The sequence below is a fragment of the Pedobacter sp. genome, from assembly GCF_039594775.1.
Classification (GTDB): Bacteria; Bacteroidota; Bacteroidia; order Sphingobacteriales; family Sphingobacteriaceae; genus Pedobacter.
Genome location: NZ_JBCNMT010000006.1, coordinates 136228 through 162404, shown reverse-complemented (window position 1 = coordinate 162404; position 26177 = coordinate 136228). Strand labels below are relative to the sequence as shown.

The 26177-nt window shown below is 40.9% G+C and carries 23 protein-coding genes; 11 read left to right on the top strand and 12 right to left on the bottom strand.

Annotation, left to right across the window (positions count from 1 at the left end; translation table 11 throughout):
• Positions 1-157: 157 nt before the first annotated feature.
• Entirely contained in the window at positions 158-2020 is a 1863-nt protein-coding gene (locus tag ABDV71_RS15200; RefSeq protein ID WP_343534021.1) for an Nramp family divalent metal transporter, read from the bottom strand.
• On the bottom strand, positions 2020-2673 hold the full coding sequence (locus tag ABDV71_RS15195; RefSeq protein ID WP_343534019.1) for a metal-dependent transcriptional regulator: 654 nt from the start codon (positions 2671-2673) through the stop codon (positions 2020-2022). Before ABDV71_RS15195 ends, ABDV71_RS15200 begins: the two co-directional genes overlap by 1 nt.
• A 139-nt stretch (positions 2674-2812) precedes the next feature.
• On the opposite strand from ABDV71_RS15195, the gene ABDV71_RS15190 reads away from it, so the two are divergent.
• Complete coding sequence (locus tag ABDV71_RS15190; protein ID WP_097127375.1) at positions 2813-3283, top strand: Lrp/AsnC family transcriptional regulator; 471 nt, start codon at positions 2813-2815, stop codon at positions 3281-3283.
• Positions 3284-3494: 211 nt separating this feature from the next.
• On the opposite strand, the gene ABDV71_RS15185 is transcribed toward ABDV71_RS15190, so the two are convergent.
• The 3 genes from ABDV71_RS15185 to ABDV71_RS15175 all read right to left on the bottom strand — a co-directional run bounded on the left by ABDV71_RS15185 (position 3495) and on the right by ABDV71_RS15175 (position 5234).
• Positions 3495-3911, bottom strand: coding sequence for a GxxExxY protein (locus ABDV71_RS15185; RefSeq protein ID WP_343534018.1), 417 nt, complete (start codon positions 3909-3911; stop codon positions 3495-3497).
• A 123-nt stretch (positions 3912-4034) separates the two neighbouring features.
• A complete protein-coding gene (gene ung, locus ABDV71_RS15180; RefSeq protein WP_343534017.1) occupies positions 4035-4712 on the bottom strand; it encodes a uracil-DNA glycosylase in 678 nt (225 codons plus the stop codon).
• 3 nt (positions 4713-4715) lie between these two features.
• Positions 4716-5234: a thioredoxin family protein gene (locus ABDV71_RS15175; RefSeq protein WP_343534015.1), complete on the bottom strand. Its 519-nt coding sequence runs from the start codon at positions 5232-5234 to the stop codon at positions 4716-4718.
• An 85-nt stretch (positions 5235-5319) separates the two neighbouring features.
• On the opposite strand from ABDV71_RS15175, the gene ABDV71_RS15170 reads away from it, so the two are divergent.
• Positions 5320-5865 carry a DUF2892 domain-containing protein gene (locus tag ABDV71_RS15170; protein WP_343534013.1) on the top strand — a complete coding sequence of 182 codons (546 nt, stop codon included), beginning with the start codon at positions 5320-5322 and terminating at the stop codon, positions 5863-5865.
• A 56-nt stretch (positions 5866-5921) separates the two neighbouring features.
• On the opposite strand, the gene ABDV71_RS15165 is transcribed toward ABDV71_RS15170, so the two are convergent.
• The 4 genes from ABDV71_RS15165 to ABDV71_RS15150 all read right to left on the bottom strand — a co-directional run bounded on the left by ABDV71_RS15165 (position 5922) and on the right by ABDV71_RS15150 (position 9630).
• Entirely contained in the window at positions 5922-6134 is a 213-nt protein-coding gene (locus tag ABDV71_RS15165) for a hypothetical protein (RefSeq protein WP_113645279.1), read from the bottom strand.
• Positions 6135-6581: 447 nt separating this feature from the next.
• Positions 6582-6767 (bottom strand): RNA-binding protein, encoded by a 186-nt coding sequence (locus ABDV71_RS15160; RefSeq protein ID WP_343534008.1) that lies wholly within the window; start codon positions 6765-6767, stop codon positions 6582-6584.
• 96 nt (positions 6768-6863) lie between these two features.
• Positions 6864-8573: a lysine--tRNA ligase gene (lysS, locus tag ABDV71_RS15155; RefSeq protein ID WP_343534006.1), complete on the bottom strand. Its 1710-nt coding sequence runs from the start codon at positions 8571-8573 to the stop codon at positions 6864-6866.
• 142 nt (positions 8574-8715) lie between these two features.
• Entirely contained in the window at positions 8716-9630 is a 915-nt protein-coding gene (locus ABDV71_RS15150; RefSeq protein WP_343534004.1) for an arginine deiminase-related protein, read from the bottom strand.
• 129 nt (positions 9631-9759) lie between these two features.
• Here ABDV71_RS15150 and ABDV71_RS15145 point away from each other — a divergent pair, with 129 nt between their 5' ends.
• Positions 9760-10374, top strand: a complete 615-nt coding sequence (locus ABDV71_RS15145) for a hypothetical protein (RefSeq protein ID WP_343534002.1) — start codon at positions 9760-9762, stop codon at positions 10372-10374.
• Positions 10375-10504: 130 nt separating this feature from the next.
• Here ABDV71_RS15145 and ABDV71_RS15140 read toward each other — a convergent pair whose 3' ends face one another.
• Positions 10505-11956, bottom strand: a complete 1452-nt coding sequence (locus ABDV71_RS15140; RefSeq protein ID WP_343534000.1) for an arginine deiminase family protein — start codon at positions 11954-11956, stop codon at positions 10505-10507.
• 368 nt (positions 11957-12324) lie between these two features.
• Positions 12325-13278 carry a hypothetical protein gene (locus ABDV71_RS15135; protein WP_343533998.1) on the bottom strand — a complete coding sequence of 318 codons (954 nt, stop codon included), beginning with the start codon at positions 13276-13278 and terminating at the stop codon, positions 12325-12327.
• A gap of 362 nt (positions 13279-13640) precedes the next feature.
• Here ABDV71_RS15135 and argS point away from each other — a divergent pair, with 362 nt between their 5' ends.
• Positions 13641-15743, top strand: coding sequence for an arginine--tRNA ligase (gene argS, locus ABDV71_RS15130; protein ID WP_343533996.1), 2103 nt, complete (start codon positions 13641-13643; stop codon positions 15741-15743).
• Between the two features lie 110 nt (positions 15744-15853).
• Positions 15854-16651 carry a TSUP family transporter gene (locus ABDV71_RS15125; protein WP_343533994.1) on the top strand — a complete coding sequence of 266 codons (798 nt, stop codon included), beginning with the start codon at positions 15854-15856 and terminating at the stop codon, positions 16649-16651.
• Positions 16652-16860: 209 nt separating this feature from the next.
• Here ABDV71_RS15125 and ABDV71_RS15120 read toward each other — a convergent pair whose 3' ends face one another.
• Entirely contained in the window at positions 16861-17985 is a 1125-nt protein-coding gene (locus tag ABDV71_RS15120; RefSeq protein ID WP_343533992.1) for an AI-2E family transporter, read from the bottom strand.
• 295 nt (positions 17986-18280) lie between these two features.
• Here ABDV71_RS15120 and mnmE point away from each other — a divergent pair, with 295 nt between their 5' ends.
• From mnmE to ABDV71_RS15090, 6 genes are all read left to right on the top strand, one after another.
• Positions 18281-19639 (top strand): tRNA uridine-5-carboxymethylaminomethyl(34) synthesis GTPase MnmE, encoded by a 1359-nt coding sequence (gene mnmE, locus ABDV71_RS15115; protein WP_343534151.1) that lies wholly within the window; start codon positions 18281-18283, stop codon positions 19637-19639.
• A 298-nt stretch (positions 19640-19937) separates the two neighbouring features.
• On the top strand, positions 19938-20663 hold the full coding sequence (locus tag ABDV71_RS15110) for a YoaK family protein (RefSeq protein ID WP_343533990.1): 726 nt from the start codon (positions 19938-19940) through the stop codon (positions 20661-20663).
• A gap of 299 nt (positions 20664-20962) precedes the next feature.
• Complete coding sequence (locus tag ABDV71_RS15105) at positions 20963-23356, top strand: TonB-dependent receptor (protein ID WP_343533988.1); 2394 nt, start codon at positions 20963-20965, stop codon at positions 23354-23356.
• Positions 23357-23560: 204 nt separating this feature from the next.
• Entirely contained in the window at positions 23561-24400 is an 840-nt protein-coding gene (locus ABDV71_RS15100) for a chromate resistance protein ChrB domain-containing protein (RefSeq protein ID WP_343533986.1), read from the top strand.
• Positions 24401-24480: 80 nt separating this feature from the next.
• Positions 24481-24993 carry a hypothetical protein gene (locus ABDV71_RS15095; RefSeq protein WP_343533984.1) on the top strand — a complete coding sequence of 171 codons (513 nt, stop codon included), beginning with the start codon at positions 24481-24483 and terminating at the stop codon, positions 24991-24993.
• Positions 24994-24997: 4 nt separating this feature from the next.
• The gene (locus tag ABDV71_RS15090; protein WP_343533982.1) at positions 24998-26161 is read left to right on the top strand and encodes a chromate transporter; all 1164 of its coding nucleotides are present in this window, start codon (positions 24998-25000) and stop codon (positions 26159-26161) included.
• Positions 26162-26177: the final 16 nt, after the last annotated feature.

Sequence of the window (26177 nt, the reverse complement as noted above, 5' to 3'; positions counted from 1 at the left end):
AAACATCAATACATAGTCCAAAGATTTGACTTCGTTGACTTTCAATTTACTTCGTAGCTGCTTCGCGGTCTCCGCTACGGTCGAGGTGACGTGGTAGGTACTGAATGAACAAATGAACAAATGAACCAAATAACTAAAAAACCAACCCCTAAATAACCTACCTTACAATGAGCACGGGTATATCCACTTTATGCCTTACCGAATCAACCGTAGTGCCAAAAATAAGGTCTTTAAGGCCCTTATGCCCATGGGCGCCCATTACCAAAAGCTCAATGTTGTTGGTATTGCTAATTTCGGCGATGGCTTTTGCGGCACCGCCGAAACCAATATGAGGGGTAGCCTGATAGCCCAATTGGGCCAGGTTTTCCTGATACTTTTTAAGATTGTCGATATCTGACTGTGTTTCGTGGTCCATGGCCGTTTTTCCGTGGTAGCGCGCAACGGCAGTTTCAACCACGTGGATGAGGTGGTAATGGGCCCCCTTTCCTCCCTGGATCAGGGCATGGCGAATCGTTTTTCTATCGTTCTCAGAAAAATCGACCGTAATGCCGATCTTTTCGTAACTGATTTTCTCCACCTGGCCTATGGAAAGCGCATCGCCATGGGGCACATTGCCCATATGCTGTTTTTGGCCCACAAAGGGATAAACGAAAATGTAGAGCAAAAGCAGGGCAACAAGTATGGCCACTGGTAATACAATGGCGTAAATATACCAGGCATGGCCAGATTCTTTGATCCAGCCACCAATTTCCTCAATCACCAATTTAATGTTTAACGCAACAATTACGGCCGCACTTAACCAGGCCAATATTTTTACCCAAAGCTTAATGGCGAATTCCTTCATTTCTTTTTTATCGGAATTGAGATGGATAAGCGGAATAATGGCAAAACCCAATTGCAGGCTCAATACCACCTGGCTTAAAATGAGCAGGCCGCCCAAGGCATCATCTCCGAAGTAAAGAATGGTGAAAAATGCAGGTACGATGGCCAAAAGACGGGTAATCAGTCGGCGTAGCCAAGGCTGTATCCTTAAATTTAAGTGGCCCTCCATTACAATTTGTCCGGCCAGGGTACCCGTTACGGTTGAGCTTTGCCCGGCAGCGATCAGCGCAATGGCAAATAGGGCGGGAGCAACGTTGCCAAAAATATTGTTCAACAGTTCATGGGCATCCTGTATTTCGGCCACCTCGTGGAAACCATTCTTGTAAAAAGCAGCTGCGGCCAGGATCAGGATAGCGGCATTGACAAAAAAAGCAAGGTTTAAAGCTACTGCCGTATCAATAAAATTAAATTTGATCGCCTCCTTGATGCCTTTGCGGTCACGCTCGAACTTACGGGTTTGCACCAAAGAGGAATGCAGGTAAAGGTTGTGCGGCATTACGGTAGCGCCAATGATCCCAATGGCAATATACAATGCTTCGCCACCTAACATGGAAGGTTCGAAACCTTTGGCAATTTCGCCAAGCGAGGGCTGTACAATAAACATTTCGGCCAAAAAGGAAATGCCTACAATAAATACCATGGATACGATAAAAGCCTCCATTTTGCGCATGCCCTTATTGAGCAGGAACAATAAAAGAACAGTGTCGAAAATGGTAATGGATATGCCCCATATCAACGGTAGCCCGAAAAGCAGGTTCAAACCAATGGCCATCCCAATAATTTCGGCCAGATCACAGGCAATGATGGCTGTTTGGGCCAAAACAAACAACGGAAAGTTGACCCATTTTGGGTAGGTGTTCCTAGAGGCCTGCGCCAGATCTAATCCTCTTACAATGCCTAAACGGGCACTTAACGATTGCAACAACAGGGCAATAAGGTTGCTCATTAACAGTACCCAAATGAGCTGATAGCCAAATTTACTGCCCCCCGCAATATCGGTTGCCCAGTTGCCCGGATCCATATAGCCTACGCTTACCAGATAGGCTGGTCCCAAAAAAGCCAATATTCTTCTCCAGCCTTTTCTTTGGTGGGTGGCTACGCTCTGGTGTACTTCGCTGAGGGATTGTTTTTCGGCCATTAGTTTTTGGTAATTAAAATGTGTTTGGCTACTTCTCTACTAATATTTAGTTTTTCCTGTTCCAGCAGGAGCTCCACCGAGCCATCAAACTCAACCACATCAACCACTGCTATGCGTTTGCCAAGCGTAAGCCCTAACTTTTCCAAATGTTTTAGAAAAGGGGAAGAGTGTTCGCTTACACCGGTAATAGTGCCCTTGTCGCCATTTTTAAGCTTGCTTAATTTCACAAGAGCCATTTCCGCGAAATTGCCATGCTTGTCGGGAATAGGGTCGCCGTGTGGATCAACCTTTGGGAAATCCAGAAACTCGTCTAAACGTTCGATGAGCAAGTTAGATTGGATGTGCTCCAATTCCTCGGCCACTTCATGTACTTCGTCCCACTTAAAGTTTAGTTTATCAACCAAGAATACTTCCCAAAGCCTGTGTTTTCTTACAATATTGATGGCGGTAACTTTCCCTTTTTCGGTTAGGGTTACCCCTTGATATTTCACATAATGCACCAGTTCTTTCTCCGATAGCTTTTTGATCATATCGGTTACAGAGGCCGCCTTGGTTTGAATACGTTCGGCTATGGCATTGGTTTGCACCGGATGACTGATTTCGGAGAGGTGATAGATGATCTTCAGATAGTTCTCTTCGGTGTATGATTGCATTTTTGGAATTCTAATTCTTAATTTAGACAAATCTAAAAATAATTGTATAAAATATTCTCTAAATTTTTACATTAGTTTTAGAATAAAATTTTGTGGATTGTGCTTTCTATTATACCTTTGAGTAAATCAAACAAAAAATATGGCACTAGAACTGGACAAAATAGATTTCAAGATTTTGAAGTTGTTGCAAGAAAATGGAAGGATTACCAACCTATTGTTGTCGCAAGAAATTGGTCTTTCTCCTGCACCTACTTTAGAACGCGTAAGAAAACTGGAGATGTCTGGTTATATCAAGAGCTACCATGCTTTGGTTGATGAAGAAAAATTAGGTCTTGGCATTAAGACTTTCATCCAGATCCAATTGGACTTTCACAAAAACAATACTATCCAGATTTTCTTGGATGAAGTGAACCAAATTAAGGAAGTAACGGAATGTCACCATGTAACAGGTCAGGCAGACTTTCTGTTGAAGGTTTACGTGAGCGATATTAAATCGTATGAGCGCTTGATCATGGATAAGATCAGTAAGATTTCAGTAGTGAAGACCTTCCAAACGATGATGATCATGTCGACGACGAAGAAGGAACCTATTGTGCCGTTGGAGTATTAGTAGGCTAGTTTATTAGTAGTTAGTTTGCATCACCTAAGACACCTTAGGGCATTTTAGTTTTTTGGTGGTTTTACCATCTAAGACATCTTAGTTTTAGCCGATCATCTTTTGCTAGATAAACACCTTAGACATTTTAGAGCATTTTAGTTTTTTATAGAGAACTTTCCTTTGGGATATTTTTTTCATCTCAGAGATCTTAGGATATTTAAGATTAAATCAAATCCCTGTAGAATTCATTGACAAAGGTTCTTTTTCCATTGTGAATAATATTTGTACAATTGAAATTGATTAATAGTCCTTTTGGGGCTTTTAATAGCTTCATATAGGTTAGAAGTTGTGCCTCATAGATTGGGTGGAACATTTCGACGGATTTTAATTCTATTGCTAAGCAATTTTCTATCACTAAATCTACTCGTAAAGCTGTATTCACAATAAGTCCTTTGTATTCAATGTCAACTTTATATTCGGAAATAAAAGATATGTGCTTTAATTGAAGTTCCCGCTCTAAGCAACGATGATAAACACTTTCTAATAATCCAGGGCCTAAAGCTTTGTGGATTTCGATACATGCGCCCGTTACTTCGTACTCTAAGCAGTCAATGAATGACTTGCTTACTATATTTTCCATAAGTTTTTAAAGATGATGTACCTAAAGATAATAAATGATCAGGTATTCTTTAATAAAAACCAAATGAAATATGCTGTTATAAACTAAGGTGCCCCTAAGGTGTCTTAGGTGTAAGAACTACGATTAAACGATTTGCCAATCAATAGGTGCTTTGCCTTCTTTCACCAAAATATCATTAGTCTTAGAGAAAGGTTTGGAACCAAAGAAACCGTTATAAGCAGAGAAAGGCGAAGGGTGTGCCGATTTAATGATGAAATGCTTGCTTTGGTCTATCAAGGCTTCTTTTTGCTTGGCGTAATTGCCCCATAGGATAAATACCAGCCCTTTTCTTTTTGCAGATAATTCAGCAATCACCTTGTCGGTAAACTGTTCCCAGCCTTTGTTTTGGTGCGAACCTGCGGTATGTGCTCTAACCGTTAGGGTTGCATTTAACAGTAATACGCCTTGGTCTGCCCAACTGGTGAGCTCCCCGTGGCCAGGTATTTTGAAATCAGGAAATTCATCTGCCAGTTCTTTGTAAATGTTTTTAAGGGATGGCGGAGGAACTACTCCTTTTTGCACGGAGAAGGAAAGGCCATGTGCCTGCCCCACTCCATGATAGGGGTCTTGACCTAAAATGACCACTTTTACCTTTTCAAAAGGCGTATGCTTAAAAGCATTGAAAATATCGGCACCTTTAGGGAAAATAGTAAAACCAGCTTGTTTTTCTTGCTGAAGAAAACTTTTTAGGCTCTTCATATAAGGTTTTTCAAACTCTTCCTTTAATACTTCAAACCAGCCAGGTTCTAGGTCTACAGCCATATTTTATTTTTTTGCCGCTAATATTTCAAGAAGGTCTAGCTCCAAAGTTTTTTTAGGGAATTCGGTAATGCGTCCAATTTCATTGCCCTTTTTATCGGTAACAATAAAAGTAGGTACACGTGTAATGTTCAGGTTGTCTAACAAACCGTTTTCTGCTTTTTTGGCGCCATCTACCGCAATAAAGGTTACATGGTCTTCTTTTACTTTGGCGGCATCGGTTACTTTCAGAAAGTGAGGTACTTGAAATTTGCTATCGCCGCACCAAGTTCCCAATACTACCTTTATTTTTTTATCCTTTAATAGTTTAGTAAGCTGGGCCATTGAAGCCGAGTCTACCGTGTAGTTTTCGTAGTTGGCATCATAGCTTGCCTTAAATTCAGGAAAGGTCACCAAACCTTCTCTTGAGCACTCGTTTAACATGATTTGCTTATGTTTTATCTGATCTTCTAATTTTTTATTGATTTCCTGTGCATTGGCCGAAAAGAAAAATAGGCCCAAAGCTATCGTGAATAAGTATTTCATTGCTGTTTAATTTTTGTTGAAATTATAAATTAAATCGTTATTTTCTGCTATATAAAACCGATATTTGCAGAAATATTGAAAAACTATGTCAAATTTGGTACGCCTAATTATAGGCTTTGCTTTACTTGGTGCGGCAGTTGCACTTTTTATTTTCGGTTATTGGGGCTGGGGTATACCAGCTGTTTTGTTTAGCATATTTATTTTCATCACTTATTTTTATAATGAGAATATGTTGATCGCACAATGGTATTTGCGTAAAGACAATATGCCTAAGGCCGAAGTTTTTTTGGGAAAAATTACCAACTACGAGAAGCAATTGAACAAAATGCAACACGGATATTTTAATCTTTTGCTGGGATTGATCGAATCGAGAAAAGCACCTATGAAATCTGAAAAGTACTTTAAAACTGCTTTGAATTTAGGTTTGCATATGGATCATAACGTAGCGATGGCAAAACTGAGCTTAGCGGGTATTGCCATGGCGAAACGCAACAAACGTGAAGCGCAGATGTATTTGGCAGAAGCGAAGAAAGCAGATAAAAATAAATTATTGGCCGATCAGATCAAACAAATGAAAGACCAACTTGGCATGTTAGATAAGCAGCAGCAGGTACGCTATAGCCACAGATAAAGATTTTTAAAAGTATAAAAAAAAGGTCTGGTTGCTTCACAGCGGCTAGACCTTTTTTATTTGTCGCAAAGGCGATCAAAGTTTTCTTCGAATGCTGAATCTGTCCTGCTGATCAGGTCATCTTCCTCTTCCATTCTTTTCTTGCTGAAAAATAATTCCTCAGCTTGGATGCGCTTAATTAACTGACGAATAAGCGACAGGTCAAATGTTTCTCTGCTTAGTTTGATGCAGTATTCGTTTTCTGTGATTTCGATACTTGAACTATTCATCTTATTTAGATTTTAATACAGGTCTAAAATAGAAAAGGCTTTTTAAGCGTAGGGTAACAAGCTTTTAACTTTTTGTTATGTTTATGTTAAGGGAGAGGGTGTTTTTGTTTTTTACTACCTTAGACAATTTAGTTCATTTTAGTTTTGAACCATTAAGGAGTTAGGGAACATAAAGGTTTTCATTTTTTAATGCTTTGTTTTAACCACCTAAGACATTTAAGTTCATTTTAGTTTTTGGACTGTTAAGAAACTAGGTAACATAAAGGTCTTTTTTGGTTTTAGTACTTAGATGAACTTAGGTGTCTTAGGTGGTTTTAAAAATGAGCCACCTTGGATATTTAAGCCCATTTTGGTTTTTGAACTATTAGGTAGTTAGGGGATATAAAGGTCTTCATTTCTTAATGTTTTTTGGTGTTTAATGCTTAGATGCCCTAGGTGGTTGATGTTTTATTTTGAAACAATCACCACATTTCTGCCAAGGGTTTTAAAACGATCTCCATTTTCCTGTACTACGGTAATGGTTAAATGCCCGGTTTTGCTGATGTTCAAATCTGTAGCTATGCCTGCCTTTCCTTTATGCGTACCTTTTATGACTTGACAAAAATCTCCATCTTTAAGTTCTGTTTCTTTCATAAGTTGATTTGTGGTTTTAATTAAAGTTAATAAATTCAGACAAAAAAAATCCCCAGCTATAATAACTGAGGATTTTTATATCAATAAAGGATATTCTTATTTATGCTCTAAAAACAAGCCATCATCGGTTTTGCTTACTTTCAAGATGTTTTTTCCAGTAAGTCCTTTAAGGGTAGTGTCCCATTTTTTGTTGCTCCAGTCTGCTAATTGTGCTCTTACTTCACTTAATAGCTGTTGTTCGCCTTCTTTTACCAAGCTAAACAATTCAGTTTCTTCGGCAGTAAGTTCAATCTTCTTTTTCTCCGGACGCATTTGAGGGAAGAACAATACTTCTTGAATGGTCGATTGATCGGTCATTAACATCACCAACCTGTCGATACCAATACCTAAGCCCGAAGTAGGAGGCATACCGTATTCTAGCGCACGTACAAAGTCATCATCCATGGCCATAGCTTCATCATCGCCTCTAGCTGCTAGTTTCAATTGCTCCTCGAAACGTTCTTTTTGGTCAATTGGATCGTTTAGCTCAGAGTAGGCGTTACCAATTTCTTTACCCATTACAAATAACTCGAAACGCTCTACCAAGCCTTCTTTGCTTCGGTGTTTTTTAGCCAAAGGAGTCATCTCTATAGGATAGTCGGTGATATAGGTAGGCTGAATTAGATTCGCTTCTACTTTCTCGCTGAAAAGCTCATCCACCAATTTACCACGTCCCATACTGTCATCGATCTCGATGCCTAAATCTTTACAGGTTTGTGCCAATTCAGCTTCGGTCATTTCCGAAACATCAATGCCTGTGTATTTCTGTATCGATTCGTACATGGTCAATTTTTCGTACGGACCAGCAAAGTCAATTTCATGTCCGCCTACTTTAACAATAGGTGAACCATGGATAGCTACTGCAATTTTCTCTAGACATTCCTCTACCATGCCCATCATCCATACATAGTCTTTGTAGGCTACATAAATCTCCATAGAGGTAAACTCAGGATTGTGGGTTCTGTCCATTCCTTCGTTACGGAACATTTTACCGAACTCATAAACGCCATCAAAACCTGCAACAATCAGTCTTTTTAAGTAAAGCTCGTTAGCGATACGTAAAAACAAAGGCATGTCTAAAGTATTGTGGTGGGTAGCAAACGGACGGGCCGCTGCACCGCCGTGTACTGCCTGTAGGATCGGTGTTTCTACTTCCATCCAGCCTTGGCTGTCGAAATAGTTGCGCATAGTGTTAATTACCTTGCTGCGGTTAATGAAGATTTGTTTGTATTCTGGATTTACGGTTAGATCTACATAACGCATACGGTAACGTAATTCAGGGTTGGTAAAACCGTCGAACACGTTTCCCTCATCGTCACGTTTTACAATTGGTAACGGACGCAATGATTTAGAAAGTACCGTTAATTTATTTACGTGTACCGAAATTTCACCGGTTTGAGTGGTGAAAACATAGCCTTCAACGCCAACAAAATCGCCAATGTCCAATAATTTCTTAAATACGGTATTATATAAGGTCTTATCATCACCAGGGCAAAGCTCGTCACGCTTCAGATAAATCTGTATACGACCGGTAGCATCCTGAAGCTCGGCGAAAGATGCTGCTCCCATGATGTTGCGGCCCATAATTCTGCCCGCAATCTTAATTGTCTTGTATGCCGTTTTATCTTTTTCGTAGTTAGCTAAAATGTCTGCTGCATTAGCATTGATTTCGTAAGCCTCTGCAGGATATGGGTTAATTCCCAGTTCGCGAAGCTGTTTTAACGAATCGCGACGTAATAATTCCTGTTCTGATAATCCTATACTCATTAATTGTATTTTTTGCAAAAATAGCAAAAAACTTGGCTTTTACGAGGTGTAAAGGCGATGAATCGCGTCGATTTTATTGAAGGGGAAATTTGAATGAAATATGTGGCCCCGAAGGTTTTGCAAGCCTTCGGGGTTTGAGTTATTAGGACCTTAATGGCAAATGCACCTCGGCAAGCATGCATCTGGCACTTCCACCACCATTTTGCTCAATGGTATAAAGCGGTGCGGTTACAATTTTGCTAAAGTTTTCTAGCTTGGTAATTTGGGTGCCATGTAAGGCTTTCAGTGCTTGTTCAGACATGACCAACAAACTTTGGCCTTCTTTGTTCTTGACCTCTAGCATGTTGCCGGCAAAGCGGTTCATTTGCTCAAAGTTGATTTCAACAATCTCTTTTCCACTGTTAGCTATGCTATCTTTTACGGTCTGTTTTTCTGCTTCATCTTTAATACTGTCCAAACATATCACGGCAAACTGTTCGCCTATACACATCATCACATTGGTATGGTAAATAGGGAAGTTGTTGGCATCAGTGGCCTGAAAAGCAACTGCCTTGTAGCCGGTTAGCATGGCGAAATTGTCGAGTACTTCTTGATCGGTACGAATACTCAAACAGGCGTAGGCAATTTTGTTGGTCCTGTCCAATACCATGCTGCCAGTTCCTTCCAAAAACAAATGCTGTTGTTCAAAAAAACTCAAATCGCTCAAATGGCTTACTTCAAAACGTTGTCCAAGTTCTTCAATAATGTCTTTTCTGCGCTCTTGTCTTCTGTTGGGCGAGTGCATAGGATATAGAAATACCGAACCATCTTCGTGGAAGGAGATCCAGTTGTTCGGGAATATCGAGTCAGGTGTTTCAGGTTGTAGGGTATCGTTAACAACGGTTACATCAACGCCGTTTTCACGTAGAATGTTTACAAATCCATCAAATTCGGCAAGGGCATTGGCCTGCACATGGGCCTGCTCGCCCGCAACCTGGAATTTATTGTCGCCCGCGGTTTGCTCGTTGAATTTAAAGTCAACAGGGCGTATCATTAATAGGTGTGAAGTTGTTTGCATAAATAATGATTGTGATCAACCAAAGTTAAGCTAAATAATAGCTTTGGGGGCTTATGAATAAAATATTTGTTTTGGTTGTTAACTTTTTTAAAAAAAAATCATATCTTCCCATCACACAAATGAGACATCATGAAAAAATACGTTCTGTCCGCAGCATTGCTGCTGTGCGGCGCACTAGGTGCGTACGCCCAAACCAAAGGCACAAATTCTATAGGCCTAGGTATTGAAAACTCTAAAAACAAGCATACCCTTGCAGATGGGAGTACCCTTGAAAACCGGTATTCCAATTACTCGCTTCGCTATGCAAATTTTGTTAAAGACAATGTGAAATTAGGCATAGGTTTATCCTATGGTGATGGTGAACAGGACGATAGGTCTGAGACAAAAAATTACGGAGCTTCATTTCTTTACCAAAAGTATTTTCCGGTATACAAAAAATTATATGTTTTTGTAGGTGGAGAAGCTGGTTATAGTTATACAAAGGCAAATAACTTTAATTATGTTGGTGGTGTTATTATGGAAACACAAACCAAGACTAATTTATACTCACTAGGTGCCTACGGTGGAGCTTCCTATTTTTTAGGGAAACATTGGGAATTGGAAGCAAGAATTTTGAACGCAAGTGCTGGATACATAAGTAGTAAAAATAGCCAAGCGGGTTACTCGCAGAAAAACACAAATTTCTCGCTTAAAACTGCCGGAGCCTTTACCAACTTAGGTTTCTCTATCAATTTCTTATTCTAAGATTATTTACTTCAAAAAATATATCAAATAAAAAAGCATCAGTTTTTACTGATGCTTTTTTTATGGAATGGCTGTTTGATTTTAGATAACCATCAACAATTAACCAATTTCAACAATTAAACGGTTAGTCCTAAATTTCATCCCTTAAAATAGGCAAGCTCATGCAGTGGAAACCACCTCGGGCTCTTGAGAGCTCTGCCGAAGGCATGAGTACCAAAGTATCAGTAAGGGTTTCGGGATCTACTTTTCCGCTCTCTAGGTCCTGGATCAGGTCTTGCACCTTAACCACGTTAAATCCGCTGGCTTTAAAAGCGTCTACGGTTTTGTCGTTACGGTCATAGCCTAAAACTACACCCTCTTTAATGGCCAACAAATTGCAGGAGTCGGTCCATTGTTCGCGGCTATCGTAAGGAAAGGTATTGCCACCGCTGTAAATTACTTTGGTAGGGCTAGTACTGCCCAAATCGTTTCTGCTAATATCATCTAACAGGGCTTCCACGTGCTCATAATATTTGGGCTGTCCCGGTTTGTCTTTATGGAACTGTATAGCGGTAGTTGCTTCCAGCTTTTCAGGTTCTTTTAAAAAGTGGATAGGTTCATTGGCATCGTAGGCGGGGCTATGCGCTATGCTATGTAAAATTACCCAAGTATCGCGCTTTACCTGTGTAAATACGGTATCGAGATGCATGTAATCACGCTTTGCAGGGATTTTCACTACCGTCACCTTGTCCACTACGTTTTTCTCGAACAACAACTTAATGGCTTCGTTAGCACCTTCTTCGGAGGTACGCTCGCTTACGCCAATTAGCAAATGTTTAGGGCTTACCATCATTACGTCGCCACCCTCCAAAGTAGTACGGAAAGCGGGTTCATCCCCAGGTCTTAAAAAATGTTGGGTAGGGTCCGGAATTTCGATGATGTTGTTTTGGTATGCTTCAAAAAACGGATGGTTAAAGAAGATATAGCGCATTAACATGGTTTCGCGAACGCGAGCTTTTTTGGCCGGTTTGTTCAGCAAAATGTGGTTGTTAATGGTGGTGCCCACATCGCGGGTAAAAATAAGGTTGGGTACTGGGGCAAAAATCATGGTGTCGTCGGCCATGGTACCCGATATGAAAATTTCCGCCAATTCCTTAGGGTTGGTAGCGGTAAGTTTTAATTGTAATTGGTAGGTGCAGCCTTCAATGGCACAAACCGCGGCAGTTAGTTTTTTACGGATGTACTCGTCGTCCAAAATATCCGATAGCAGGTTCTGCAGTTCTACTACATTTTCGGAGTTGTGAAAGTTTGGGTGGTTGGGTTTGTAAAAACCGCGATCGGCTTCTTCCGAATCTATTTCAGCAAGTTTGCCCTTAATTTTTTCGGGGTCCAAAAAGTACATTAGCAATTTGGTATAGTAGTCGTACTCGTCTTTTCTAATGGTGTCAAGGTGTACAATATCTTCAAATAGCCAATCTTGTGCTTTAGAGGGTACTACCTTGCCTAGGCCGCTGTCGGGGCTATGCACCAGTAGCTTTCTTAACCTTCCAATTTCTGTAGTTACGCCTACCTTAAATACTTTTTTAGGTCCGTTTCGTTGCATGTTCATATCATTTTGGTGTTGCCACAAAGCTATTCTTTTTTTTGAAAGACACAAGTTGGTTATTTAGGGGTTAGGGATTAGGAGCTGGTGGTTGGTGTATTTGGTTCATTGGTTATTCGTTTAACTGGTTAATTTTCCCGCAGATGGTTGATGCATTTGATTGTTTGTTTAGAGTTTTTGAAAAGCAGTTGTCATGGTACTTTTGATAGGATAGCCCCGCTTTACGCTACAAGCCCCGATAAATCGGGGACTTTCCACTACAATCGGGTTTATAGAGCAATTTTAGTGCAAGAAATAATGTGTCCTTCCGTTAACTTTCATAGCCCAGCTTACCCAATTTAATTAGGCAATCCTAATGCTATTGGTCATTAGTTTAGGCTGGTATATTTTTTCTTGATCCAACCGTAAATTTGGGTAGGCTGTTCCAAGAAAGATGGAAATTGCGTTTCTATAATCTTGTTTTCCTTATCCATTAAAACAAATAGCCAATCCGTTCCATTTTCATGCTTTTCGGCCATGGCCATACCTTTAGCATTTTTGGCATAAACGGCAATCATATTGCCCTTGTCCCCATAGGCCGGATGCTCGGCATTTAGGTCAAAGCAACAATCTCGTATTTCTGCGGTTTGCTCTTTAACGTGAAAAGGAAGAGGATTTTTGTATTTGGCCTTGGGTAATTCGTACGATCTGGTGTGGCCTATGGTATTGTTTAGTTTAAAAGAGGGCTGGTTGTCGGTCGTAAAGGTTACGGTATAATCATAATCAAGCACTTGGGCATCTGCACAACATCCGGGATTAGCGATGGATAATTGGGCTAATTTTCCATTCGCAAAACTCATTTTGGTAATGTCTTGCATGGTTTCAAATACTTTTTTAAAATCTTGGTTGTTATTCATGATGATCTTGGTAATATTGCCTTCTCCAAGGGTAACACCATTGTAAATGATGTCTTTTTGCCCATCGCCATTAATGTCTATTTCAAATAAATAGGGTAAAATTTCCTGATTGCTGTAGTGCCAAGCCTTATCGTTGTCACTAATTAAACCCAGATGATTAGCCAAAAAATAAAGGAGTGCGGTAGTATCTTTTTGTTTTACAAGTTTAGTGAGGTAGGGCGGGATGTTGTCTTTATATCTGTATCTCGGGAGTTTATCTGAAAATAGGTAGTCGTGATATTTTTCTAACAAAACCGAATCGGGAAGTCTAGCATTCTTTAAAGTATCAGTTTGTGGGCGCTCATTTCTTTGCTGATCAGATGGGGCAGATTGGCAGGAAAATAAACTGAGCAATGAAATCGTCGTAATTAGATGTTTAAGCTTCATGATGTTTTTTTATAAAAGTATAAAAAGAATGGTGGTGTGTAAAATGCTTTGTTAAAGATATACTGTACCTGTTTGTTAAACCCGATAGCAATGGAAAGCCCGCAAATGAGCACCTGCGCTAGTAGGTAGCGAGTGCGGACTTGCAATGGATAGCGGGACTACTTTATCAAAAGCATTACTGCAATTGCTTTTCAATCAATACGAACTTTTATAGGTCATTCGCTATCGAATAGTCGGTACAGGTATTGCTCCAGATGACAACGCAGATGGTTGATAATAACCAATGAACCAATATCCAAAAAACTAACCAACTAACCAACCAAAAAACTAAACATTCCAACAATTAGTGTATTTTTGCGATTATGAATTTTATTGTTGCTGGCGCAGTTAAGGCCGTTAAAGAGTTATATGGGCAAGATCTTGCCGAAGATGTAATTAACCTACAGGAAACACGTAAGGAATTTGAAGGACAGGTAACCATTGTGGTGTTCCCTGTGGTGCGGTTCTCTAAAAAGTCTCCTGAGGAAACGGGCAACGACATTGGTAGCTATTTGCAACAACACGTAGAAGAGGTAGTGGGCTTTAATGTAGTGAAAGGCTTTTTGAACTTGAGCATTGCCGAAAGCTACTGGGTAAATTTGTTTAACGATACTTTACTGGCATCTGACTTTTTGGTGGCCAAGCCAAACGGACAAAAGGTGATGGTTGAATATTCGTCGCCAAACACCAACAAACCTTTGCATTTGGGCCACGTACGTAATAATTTATTGGGCTACTCGGTGTCGGAACTGTTAAAGGCCGATGGTTACGAGGTGATCAAAACCAACTTGGTGAACGATAGGGGCATCCATATTTGTAAGTCGATGTTGGCTTGGCAAAAATGGGGCAATGGGGAGACTCCTGAAAGTACTGGACTTAAGGGCGATAAATTGGTAGGGAATTACTATGTACGTTTCGAAACTGAATTGAGAAAGCAACTCAAAGAGCAGGTTTACGAAGTTTTTGAAAATAGAAATCTTAGTATCTTTAATGAGACACAAAAAGAAGCGATAAGCCTTAATCTACAAAATATAGACTTGTTGGAGGAAAAATTAACTTCTATCCGTAATGGAATAACATTCTCCGTCGAAGCTATTCCAGGGGCAGTATTAGACAAGCTAGTTGAAGCCGCTTCTGATGGTGATGCAAAATGGAAGGATGTAAGTAAAGGTTTTGATGATACTGAATACAGCAATCTTTCGGAAAAGGAAAAATCGTCAAAGAAAAAGCAATTAGAAGAATTGATTAAGCCCTTAATTGATTTAGAAAAACAAATTGACGAGAAGAGAGATGATATTACGGAAAAAATAAAAGCCAACACCCCATTGATGAAGGAAGCACAACAAATGCTTTTGCAATGGGAGCAGGGCGATGCCGCAGTGGTAGGTTTGTGGGAAAAGATGAACGGATGGGTGTACGCTGGTTTTGACGTTACCTACAAAAAGCTGGGAGTTGATTTTGATAAATACTATTACGAGAGCAATACTTATTTGCTTGGAAAAGATACCATTGAAGAGGGCCTAGCCAAAGGAGTTTTCTTTAAAAAGGAAGATGGCTCTGTATGGATCGATCTAACTGCCGACGGCTTGGACCAAAAATTGGTACTGCGTGCGGATGGTACTTCGGTGTACATTACCCAAGATTTGGGTACGGCACAAATGAAGTACGACGATTTTAAGATGGACAAATCTATTTACGTGGTGGGCAACGAGCAGGATTATCACTTTAAGGTGCTTTTCTTGATCTTGGAGAAACTGGGCAAAAGCTGGGCTAAGGGTTTGTACCACCTATCGTACGGTATGGTTGATTTGCCTAGCGGAAAAATGAAAAGTAGGGAAGGTACCGTAGTGGATGCCGATGACCTGATTGCGGAAATGGTAGATACTGCCAAGCAAAAAACAGAGGAATTGGGCAAAACCAACGACTTTGCGGAAGCTGAAAAGGCAGCGCTTTATGATACGATTGGCTTAGGAGCTTTGAAATACTTTTTGCTAAAGGTTGAGCCTAAAAAACGTTTGTTGTTTGATCCTGCAGAGTCGATAGATTTTCAAGGTAATACAGGGCCATTTATTCAATATACCCATGCTCGTATCAAATCGTTATTGAGCAGGGCTGCCTACCAATTTGCAACAGCCGATTATGCCAACATTAAGTTAACTTCAACGGAGTTGGATATGATTATGCTGTTGGCCAAATATCCAACGGAGATCTCAAACGCGGCTAAGGCCTACAGTCCGGCATTTATTGCCAATTACCTGTATGAGGTGGCCAAGTTGTTCAATAAGTTTTACCACGAAGTACCCCCAATTATTAAGGAGGAGGATGCGGCGGTGAAGCAACATCGATTAAATATCTGCAAAATTACGGCTGATTTGATCAAAGCCGGAATGACAATATTGGGCATTAAGGTGCCGGAGAGAATGTAGGGAAAAGTTAAAAGTAAAAAATTCAAAAGTGAAAAACTGAGCGTTTGGAAATATCATCTAAACGCTCAGTTTTTAACCCACAACTCATAACCTGTAACCCATAACTTCAATTGGACCAAATCATCAATTTTCTCAGTACCAATAGCACCGACCTGGCTTTGCTTTGCCTCGCTGCTTTTGCGGCGGGCTTTATTGATGCCATTGTGGGCGGTGGCGGTTTGTTGCAAACGCCTGCCACCTTGCTGATCTTGCCCCAATACCCAGTAGCTACTTTATTGGGAACGGTTAAAATTCCCTCACTTGCGGGCACAGCAGTAGCAGCGGTAAAATATGCCAAGCAGGTGAAATTTAAGGTGGCAGTTTTAGCGAGCTGTACCTTGGCTGCTTTTGTGGCTTCGCTTTGTGGGGCCTACTTGGTAAGCACCATTAACAACCAGCATATTAAGCCTATAATTTTGGTGGTTTTGGTTGCCGTGGCACTTTATACCTATTTCAATAAGAAATTTGGCGAGCAACAGCATAAAAGCCACACCTTGGGCAAGCAGATTTTACTGGCCTGTTTGTTTGGCTTAATGATTGGGTTTTATGATGGTTTAATAGGTCCTGGTACAGGTTCTTTTTTGATTTTGGCTTTTGTAGGTATTTTAGGTTTCGATTTTGTGGGGGCCAGTGCGCATGCCAAAATTGTGAACGTAGGTACTAACTTGGCGGCATTGATCTATTTCAGTTCTACGGGCCATGTGTTATTCCAATACGCCATTCCAATGGCAATCTTTAATGTCTTAGGTTCTTTTTTAGGGGCTAAACTGGCTTTGCTTAAAGGCAATAAGTTCATTCGTATCTTTTTCTTGATCGTGGTGTTTGGTACCATTCTGCGCTTTGCGTACGATGTGTTTTTGAAAAATTAGGTGCTAGGAGTTAGGATTCAGTCAAAAAGTCCGAAAAGTCAGAAAGTCCGAAAGTGGGAATTTAGAGGGGAGTAGCTAAACGAATGAACCAATAAACAGTTAACCGATTAAACAGTGCTTAAGGAAATCCTTCGTACGCTCTGTAGACAAGTTATGTGAACTAACTATCAAACCACTAGCTACAAATTCCTAACCACTAGTTACTAAAACTACTTCTTATCTATCGTTCCAGATTTGGTTTTTACGGGACCTTTTTTTCTGTAAATAGCAAAGCTCATGGGGCTTTTGGCCGGACGTTCGTCGCCGAAGAGTACGCCCCAGTGTTTAAAGCCTTCGCTTCTGTCGAAAATTACTTTGAGTACCGCAATGATCGGCATAGATAGGAACATGCCCGAAATACCCGCGACCACGCCACCTATGACGACGCCCAAAATGGACACCAGCGCATTGATCTTCACTTTTGAACCTACAATACGAGGCATCAAGATATTATTGTCGAAAAATTGAACCACGGCGATCACCAATAACACGGTAATCACAGGGCCCAGTTCTGTAGAAGAAGTTAAAGTAATGAGTACCCCCAAAATGTTGCCAATTAAAGCCCCAACGTAAGGAATAAGATTAAGAATGGCAAAAATAACCCCAATAAGCAGGGCATGTTTAATGCCAAATAAAGTAAGTGCCCCACCCAATAAAACCGTCATGTACGTGATTTGTATCAATAAGCCTACCAGGTAATTTTTGATAATGGCTTCGGCCTCGTAAGCTGCTTCCTTTACTTTAGGGTGATGTTCGGCCTTGAACCACATGAACAAAAAACGCAACAGTATATCTTTATAAAATAGGATCAGGTAAATATAGATAGGGATAAGACCCAAAAACACAAAAATACTGCTTAAGGTTACGGCAGCACCACTGGCCGCTTTGCCAGCCATGTTCAGCAAATCGTCGCTCTTTTCGGTAATGAATTTCTTTTGTTTGTTGATTGAAAAATCGGTAAAACTACTGATCCATTCTTGCAGCGATTGCAAATGCTTGGCTACATTAGCTTTAATTTGTGGGAAATCGTTCACCAAAATGCCTATCTGTGCCGAAAAAAACCAGATAATGCCTGCTATAAAAATAAATACCAATAAAATAGGCAATATAATGGCCAATGCTTCTGGGAATTTGTACTTCCTTAAAAAACGGTAAATGGGCAATAGTAAAATACTGACGAAAAACGCCATGATGACCGGCATAATGATATCGCTAGCAATAGCAAAAATGCCAATACACAAACACAGGCCAAGTAGTTCGATGGAGCGCTTTACGGTTAGGGGTAGTTCGTTCATAATAAATGATGGTGTAAATTTTAATCCCTAACACTAAAGTAGACAAATTGTTTGGATGGTAGGTGGTTCATTGGTTTATTGGTTGGTTCTTTGGTATCTCCCATATTATTATCCAGCGTGCAACGAAGGATCTTGAAAGTGGTTACTGTTTAATGCTTCCCACAGATTACGCTAATTTTTCCGCAGGGTTTGTTCATTGATGATTGGATGTTGTCACTTATCGGCAACCCGTAACTCACAACCCAAAACTCGTAATCCATCGCCCTAACCCAAAAATCCGTACTTTTGCGACATGATGTTAACTAACGATACCATTATTGCTTTATCAACCCCTCCCGGCAGTGGCGCCATTGGCGTGATTCGACTTTCGGGACCTGAGGCCATTAGCTTAACCAACAGTGTTTTCAGTGGAAAGGATTTGGCCAAACAGCCTACCCATACCTTGCACTTTGGCTTAATTAAAGATGGCGACATTGTGGTAGATGAAGTTGTAGTGTCGTTATTTGTTGGCCCAAAATCCTATACCAAGGAGCATGTGGTCGAAATTTCTTGCCATGGCTCCAATTACATTATACAGCAGATCATTAGTTTGCTGATCCGTAAAGGCGCTAGGGCTGCCAAGCCGGGCGAATTCACCTTGCGTGCGTTTCTTAACGGTGCTTTTGACCTGAGCCAGGCAGAAGCTGTGGCCGATCTGATTGCTTCGGATAGTAAGGCTTCGCATGAAGTGGCCATGCAGCAAATGCGTGGGGGTTTTTCTAACGAGCTAAAAGATTTACGAGAACAACTGATCCACTTTGCAAGCATGATCGAGTTGGAGCTTGATTTTGCCGAAGAGGATGTGGAATTTGCCAATCGCGATCAACTGCGTGACCTTATCCAACGCATCAATAAAGTGCTGCAACGACTTATCCATTCGTTTGAGGTGGGCAACGTGATCAAAAATGGCGTGCCAGTGGTTATTGCCGGTAAGCCCAACGTGGGCAAATCGACCTTGTTAAATGCCCTATTGAATGAGGAACGTGCCATTGTGAGCGACATTGCGGGTACTACGCGTGACACTATTGAAGATGAAATCAACATCAATGGAGTGGTGTTTAGGTTTATTGATACGGCTGGAATCCGCGAAACTGCCGATGTGATTGAGGCCAAAGGGGTAGAGCGCAGCTTGGAGAAAATGAAACAGGCCAAACTGATCATTTACATGGTTGATGCACAAGAGGAGCGGGCCGAAGTGCTGAAACAATTGCAGGATTTAGCGCAACAACAAACGCCCTATCTATTCATCGTGAACAAAGCGGAGTTGTTAACGGCTCCACAAAAGGAGTTTTACTTAGAGCATGGGGCTTTACTTATTTCTGCCAAAACCAAGCAGGGAATGGATGTATTGGAAAATGCATTATTAGAAAAAGTGAATTTAAGCCATATCAATACCAGCGAAACTTTGGTGACCAATATTCGTCATGTGGAGGCTTTAAAGCAAACACAAAATTCCTTAGACCGAGTGTTAGAGAATATTCATAACCCTGTAACTTCTGATTTTCTAGCCATGGACATTAAGCAGGCTTTACATTACTTGGGAGAAATCACAGGTACGGTAACCACGGATGATTTGTTAGAGAATATCTTTACGAAGTTTTGTATCGGTAAATAATCTTGTAACTGCTTGTTTGTAAGGTTGTTGTTGATTGTAGTTTTAAATTGTTTTCTTGTTTGATGATTTAATAATCAGCTGATAAACAGTTTTTTGTGGTTTTGTTATTTTCTGGTTTTTAGATTTTTTGTCCCTGAGTTGTCCCTGAAATGTCCTTAATTGGGGACTTTTATAAGACCTTTCTTATGGGATAAGTATGGGAACATTATAAGGTTTAAATCGACAAACTACCTGTAGCTATCAAAAATATTTTTAGAATCATTAAATTGATTTTTATTTTTGATAAACATAGTGAATCATGTTAAGACATTTGGGGGCCAAGCGTACCCCGGGGCATAACCTTAAATTAGCGACACTTCTTGGCCTAACGGCGGGTTTCGTAAATGCAGCTGGTTTTTTGGCCTATTCGGTACTTACCACAAATGTTACCGGCCATGCAGCTTTGTTTGCCGAGCATATTGCCACTCAGGACTGGAAAACGGCCCAGGTTATTGCCCTATGGATGTTCCTCTTTTTAGCCGGGGCGTTTTTTTCCAGTTTGGTTTTAACCTATACTGGACCTAATCAACGCTTTTCTTATTCCATTCCGATACTTGTTGAAATTGTTGTCCTCTTGTTTTCGGCTATTTACGGGAACAGATACGATGCTACGCTCGTTTCCAAAGAGATTTTTGCCGGGAGTTTATTATTTGCAATGGGCCTACAGAATGCCCTGGTTTCTATGATTTCTGGATCTGTGGTGCGAACGACCCACTTGACAGGTACGTTTACCGATTTAGGAATAGAACTGGCGCAGCTGATTAAAAGGAACGAAAACGACCGCACAGTTGTTAAGTCCAAAATTAAGCTTAGAGTTGTGATTATTTTCTTTTTTATGATGGGTGCTATTGTTGGCGCTTATCTTTTTAGTCATTATAGGTTCAAGTCTTTTTTTGTACCAATATTTGTATTATGCTATGCTTTGCTTTACGATATTTTCAGAATAAAAATAAAACGGTTTTATCAAAAACAAATATTAAGGTGAAAAAATCGAGGGATATTTAAAATTATCAGGTGATGCTTGATGATTTTTAATCAGCTGATAAACAGTGTATCAGTACAATTCCTTCCCTTACTCGGATATTCTCATTATCTAAAAGATATTATTGATATAGATGTTCCGTAATTACTCCCTATTGCTTGGATGTTTATTTTACCGGCAGAAAGCTAAAAATCAATAAGACCGATTTGAATTTGGGGCCAGGGTGCAGGAGGTTTGAAAAGGAACTACAAATTTCAGACAGATTTGAAGCTTAATTATGTGGCAAAACTTTCCGCGTGTATATGAAGCTCATTCTGGTATTTATTCAATTAGCATTATTAACCTTCCTGGCAAATGCTCAGAACAATGGCACAGTTACCGGAAAAATAACCGATGCTACATCAGGCCAGCCTTTGGAATTTGTTACCGTGGCAATAATGTTTCAAGGCAATAATGTTACTTATAAGCAGGAAATAACCAATGCCAAAGGCATCTATAAATTTGCTGGCCTACCTGATGGACAATACTATGTCGTGGCTAGTTTTGTAGGCTACGACCGTTTCAAGTCGGACGAATGGCGAATTGATGCCAGCCACCGAAAAATAGACCTGAACATTAGCATGGGTGGCGGAGCCAAAAAACTAAACGAAGTAGAAGTGGTAGCCAAAAAGCCCCTGTACAGCAATTCTATCGATCGCAAGGTGTACCATGTTGACCAAGATATAATGGCCAAATCTGGATCAGCCAGCGAAGTATTGCAAAATGTTCCCTTGGTGCAGGTTGATATTGATGGCAACGTGAGTCTGCGCAACTCGACGGCTACCATACTGATCAATGGCAAGGTTTCGCCCATCATGGGTAAAAACGCTGCGGCGGCCCTACAGCAATTGCCGGCAAATAGCATTGAAAAAATAGAGGTGATTACTAATCCATCGGCCAAATATCAGCCTGATGGTACAGGAGGGATTATCAATATTGTGCTGAAAAAGAATGTTAAAAAGGGGTTAAATGGTAGTGTTACGGCTAATATGGGCAATCAGGAGCGGTATAACGCCAATGTCAACCTCAACTACAATCCAGGCAAGGTAAATATCTTCGGCAGCTATAGCATCAAGCAAGATGACCGCCTAAGACTGACCACCAATAGTCGTAGTCAAACAGATCCGACTACTTCGGCCCTGGCCTATTACCACGACGAAATCCGTGCAAGATCTAGGCCTTTTTCTAACACGGCGCTTATCGGTGTGGAGTATGCCATCGATGATAAAAACAGTCTTGGACTGTCGGGAAATTATTATTTAAGAAAGATGCACAAGAACGACCTCACTCTTAAAACAGTGAGCAACAGTAGCGGACTTCTTGCCGATTACGATCGTTTGCGCAAAAACTATGAATATGAAAGAGAAGCCGACGCTACTCTCTTTTTCCAGCACGACTTTAAGAATGAAGGACACCAAATAAGGTTGGAATTTAATGTCGCACATTCACCAGAAGTAGAAGATAACCATTATACCAATGCCTATCGAGTACCGGTTACGCCAAATCAGCTAGACAATACACTGATCAAGCAAACGGCCGATAACCAGCAACTGACTTTGGCCTACGAAAATCCGCTTTCTGAGAATACCAAGTTGGAATTTGGCTACGATGGTCGTTACAAGAGAGAAGACCTCGATTTTTATGGTGAATCTTATGATGCTGCCCAACAGCGTTTTGTGATTGATGCCTTAAAGACCAACCGTTTTATTTACAACGAAAATATCCATGCGTTTTATGGTACAATTGAACAGAGCTGGAAAAAGTTTGGGGCCATGTTGGGATTAAGGGGCGAATATGCCGATATCAAATCCCGACTGATTACCGCGGCTACAATCATTCCGAACCATTACTTTAAGATTTATCCCACCCTGCATCTTACTTATCAGCTTAACGATAGCCGACAGTTGCAACTTAACTACAGCAGAAGGGTACGCAGGCCAGAGGGCGATGATTTGAACCCTTTTGCGGAATATGCCGACCCAACCAATATCCGCGTAGGCAATCCGCACCTCTTGCCCGAAATTATCCATTCGGTAGAGCTGGGGTATCAATGGAAACGCAGTGGCTTTACCATTTTACCTGGAATTTACTATCGTTATAAGTACAATGGCTTTACTTCCATTACTACGCCTTTAAATAGCACTACCTTGGTAACCACACAACAAAATCTGGCTAATGATCAAGCTTGGGGAGTTGATGTTGTGTTTTCGGCCAGCATCAGCGATAAGCTCAATATCAATTTTACGCCAAATGCCTTTTATAATCAGATTGATGCTGCTAACTTGGGCTATAGTACCAAAAGAAATACGTTTACCTGGAGTGCCAATTTCAACTCGAGTTATGTAATTGCAAAAGGTACCATGTTGCAAATCAATTCCAATTACAAATCGTCCCGTTTAACGCCACAAGGGAAGTATCTGCCTAGTTTTGTACTCAATTTTGGCGCTAGACAGGATATTTTCCATAAAAAAGGATCTATTTATTTTACCCTTTCTGATGTGTTCAAAAGCCAAAGGCAAAAAGCCGAGCTGAGCAGTCCGCTTTTGGTGCAAAACATTTATATCCGGAGCAATTCGCGTATAGGCTATCTGGGCTTAAGCTATAACTTCGGCGTTATGAAGAAGAAAAAAGACTTGACCTTTGATAATTCACTATAAATACATTGTTTATCAGTGTTTTTAGGATTGAAATCGCTTGATGATTATGTTCCCAAAACGTTCCTAATTAGCATTGGAGGCCTACAACTTATCGAATATCTTAGGAATGAGTGATACTTGTTGAATGAAGCTTTCATCAATGATTTTTACTGTAGATTGCCAATTCAGAAATTTTTCGCCATCTTAGAAATTCAAGATGCTCAGATGAAATGGATTACCCGGGAAAAGCCCAAAATTGATAGAATTGCCTGTCCATGGTTGATCAAAAGATTTATCGATCCAGATGCCGAGATTTTATATGTACCGCATGAGAATGTACTGATAGAGGCAGAAAAGATGGGAGCTATTCCATTTGATATGCCCAACGTTGAATATACCCATTATCAAGATCGGTGCACGTTTGATTATTTTATCAAGAAACATCGGCTTAAGGACCCCGGGCTTGATCGGATAGCTGCAATTGTGCGAGGGGCCGATACTGATCGCCATGATTTTGCACCACAGTCTGCAGGTTTGGAAGCCATTTTTTCTGGACTTTCCTACAATAGTTCCGATGATCAGGAACTTTTGCAGTTGGGCATGATCATTTATGACGGACTATACAGTTGGGCCACCCATCTTTTTAGGAAAAAGCATACCAAGGATGGGCCAGTGGAGCAGCTTTTGTTACAGGTATATGACCAGTTCCTAAAACAGAAGAAAGGGCAGAAGACCCCTCAATGGGCCAAGGCGCTCAGGGAAATGATCCAAGACCAGTTGGATACCAATCTCACGATGAGCCTACGGGAAGTTTCACAGGAGCTTGAGATCAATCCCGCTTACCTTTCACGCGAGTTTTCAAAGCATTTCGATAACCTAAGCTTCGGCGACTACATGCGGAATGCACGCATTGAGAAGGCTAGGCAACTGATTGAAACCACTGGACATAGCCTGACCGAGATCGCCTATCTCACTGGTTTTTCCGACCAGAGCCATTTCAATAGGATATTTAAGAAACATACCGGGGAAAGTCCCTCGATCTACAGAAAATCTCTGAAAAGGTAAAATTCAGACTATTGGTCAAATCCGTTCTATTTTATCTTAGCTGACCTGGATAATATTGTAGTTTAAATACGATGTTATCCATGAAAGTTTTAAAATCAATCACGATTTTGGCTTCATTGCTGATACCTTTCAGCGGAGAAGCTCAAAGTATCCTACAACAAAACTATCCAAAAGTTGCGGGCTATGTAGGCATCCTCCATCCAATCGCAACATTCAGTAGCACTGGCACCGATACCAATTTCGATGGACATTACGTAGTGGGAATGCCTACGGGCATCAATATCTGGAAGAGTGCCAGGATTGGCTTCTCTGCGGAATTTGTTCCAACCATACGCGTAGAAAATGGTATCGGAAAAATGTCCAATTTCCTTTTCCATCCAGGTGTGTTGGTCGCCCTTGGCAACGGCTTTACCTTTGCTGGTCGGGCTGCCTTTGAGACCTCGGGCAGGTTCGGACTAACACCTGTTATCAACAAAACGGTGATCAGGAACAAAAGCTGTAGCTATTTCGTTGCATTGCCATTTCCTTTAAGGTTCGGAAATGATAGGCCATCAAGCTTTGGTATAGGTTTTCAGTTTGGCATTGCCTTTTAAAGATATGGGAGATAGAAAGTATACGCTATGGGAGCTTACGCTATATTTCCTAAGATTGGGCAGTTTGGGATTTGGAGGGCCGGTAGCACTGGTGGGATATATGTACCGGGATCTTGTAGAACAGAAAGGATGGTTTACGGAGGAAGAGTATAAAGAGGGACTTGCACTGGCGCAACTGGCACCGGGTCCATTAGCGGCTCAATTGGGTATTTACATCGGTTTTGTCCATTATGGCCTACTTGGAGCCACTTTAGTAGGAATGGCCTTCGTTTTACCTTCATTTGTTATGGTGGTGGGTTTGGGTATTGCCTATAGGGCTTATGGTGGCTTGCCTTGGGTTCGCGACGTGTTTTACGGTGTTGGAGCGGCAGTTATCGGTATTATTACCGTCAGTGCCTATAAACTCACCATTAAATCCTTGGGTAGGCCAAAGCTTGATTCCCTTAAAAGGTCGTGGATGCTGTGGCTATTCTATGTAATGGCTGTGGTAGTAACCGTAGCAACAAAGCAGGAACAAGTAATGATGTTCATTGCTTGTGGTCTACTTTACATGTTGGTAAAGGCACCTCCTGATTGGCTGGTCAGGCCTAAGAAATTTCCCATTTTTATTTTGGGAATAGCCAGCTTTTGGGATTATTCAAGAACCACATTGGTAGAACTTGGATTGTTTTTTCTCAAAGCGGGAACCTTTGTTTTTGGAAGTGGTTTGGCCATAGTACCCTTCTTACAGGCGGGGGTAGTAGTAGAACATGGCTGGCTTAACGAAGAACAATTTATTGACGCCGTAGCGGTTGCGATGGTAAGCCCTGGTCCAGTGGTTATTACCGTAGGATTTATCGGTTATCTGGTCAATGGCTTTCCCGGAGCTGCCATAGCCGCCCTTGCTACTTTCCTTCCCTGTTATCTGTTCACTGTAACGTTGGCACCTTTTTTCAAGAGAATAGCCCAGAATAACAGTGTAAAGGCTTTCGTGGACGGCATTACAGCTCCTGTAATAGGTTCGCTTGCTGGTGCTGTTATCGTCATTTCGGGTACATCCATAGTTGATGTTGCTACTGCCATTATCGCCATCGGTGTGGGTATAACACTGATCTATGTAAAGAACATCAAGGAGCCCGTGATCATTTTTATCGCTATGCTTTTGGGAATATTGATTAAGAACCTCTAGCACTTATTGGTGTTAT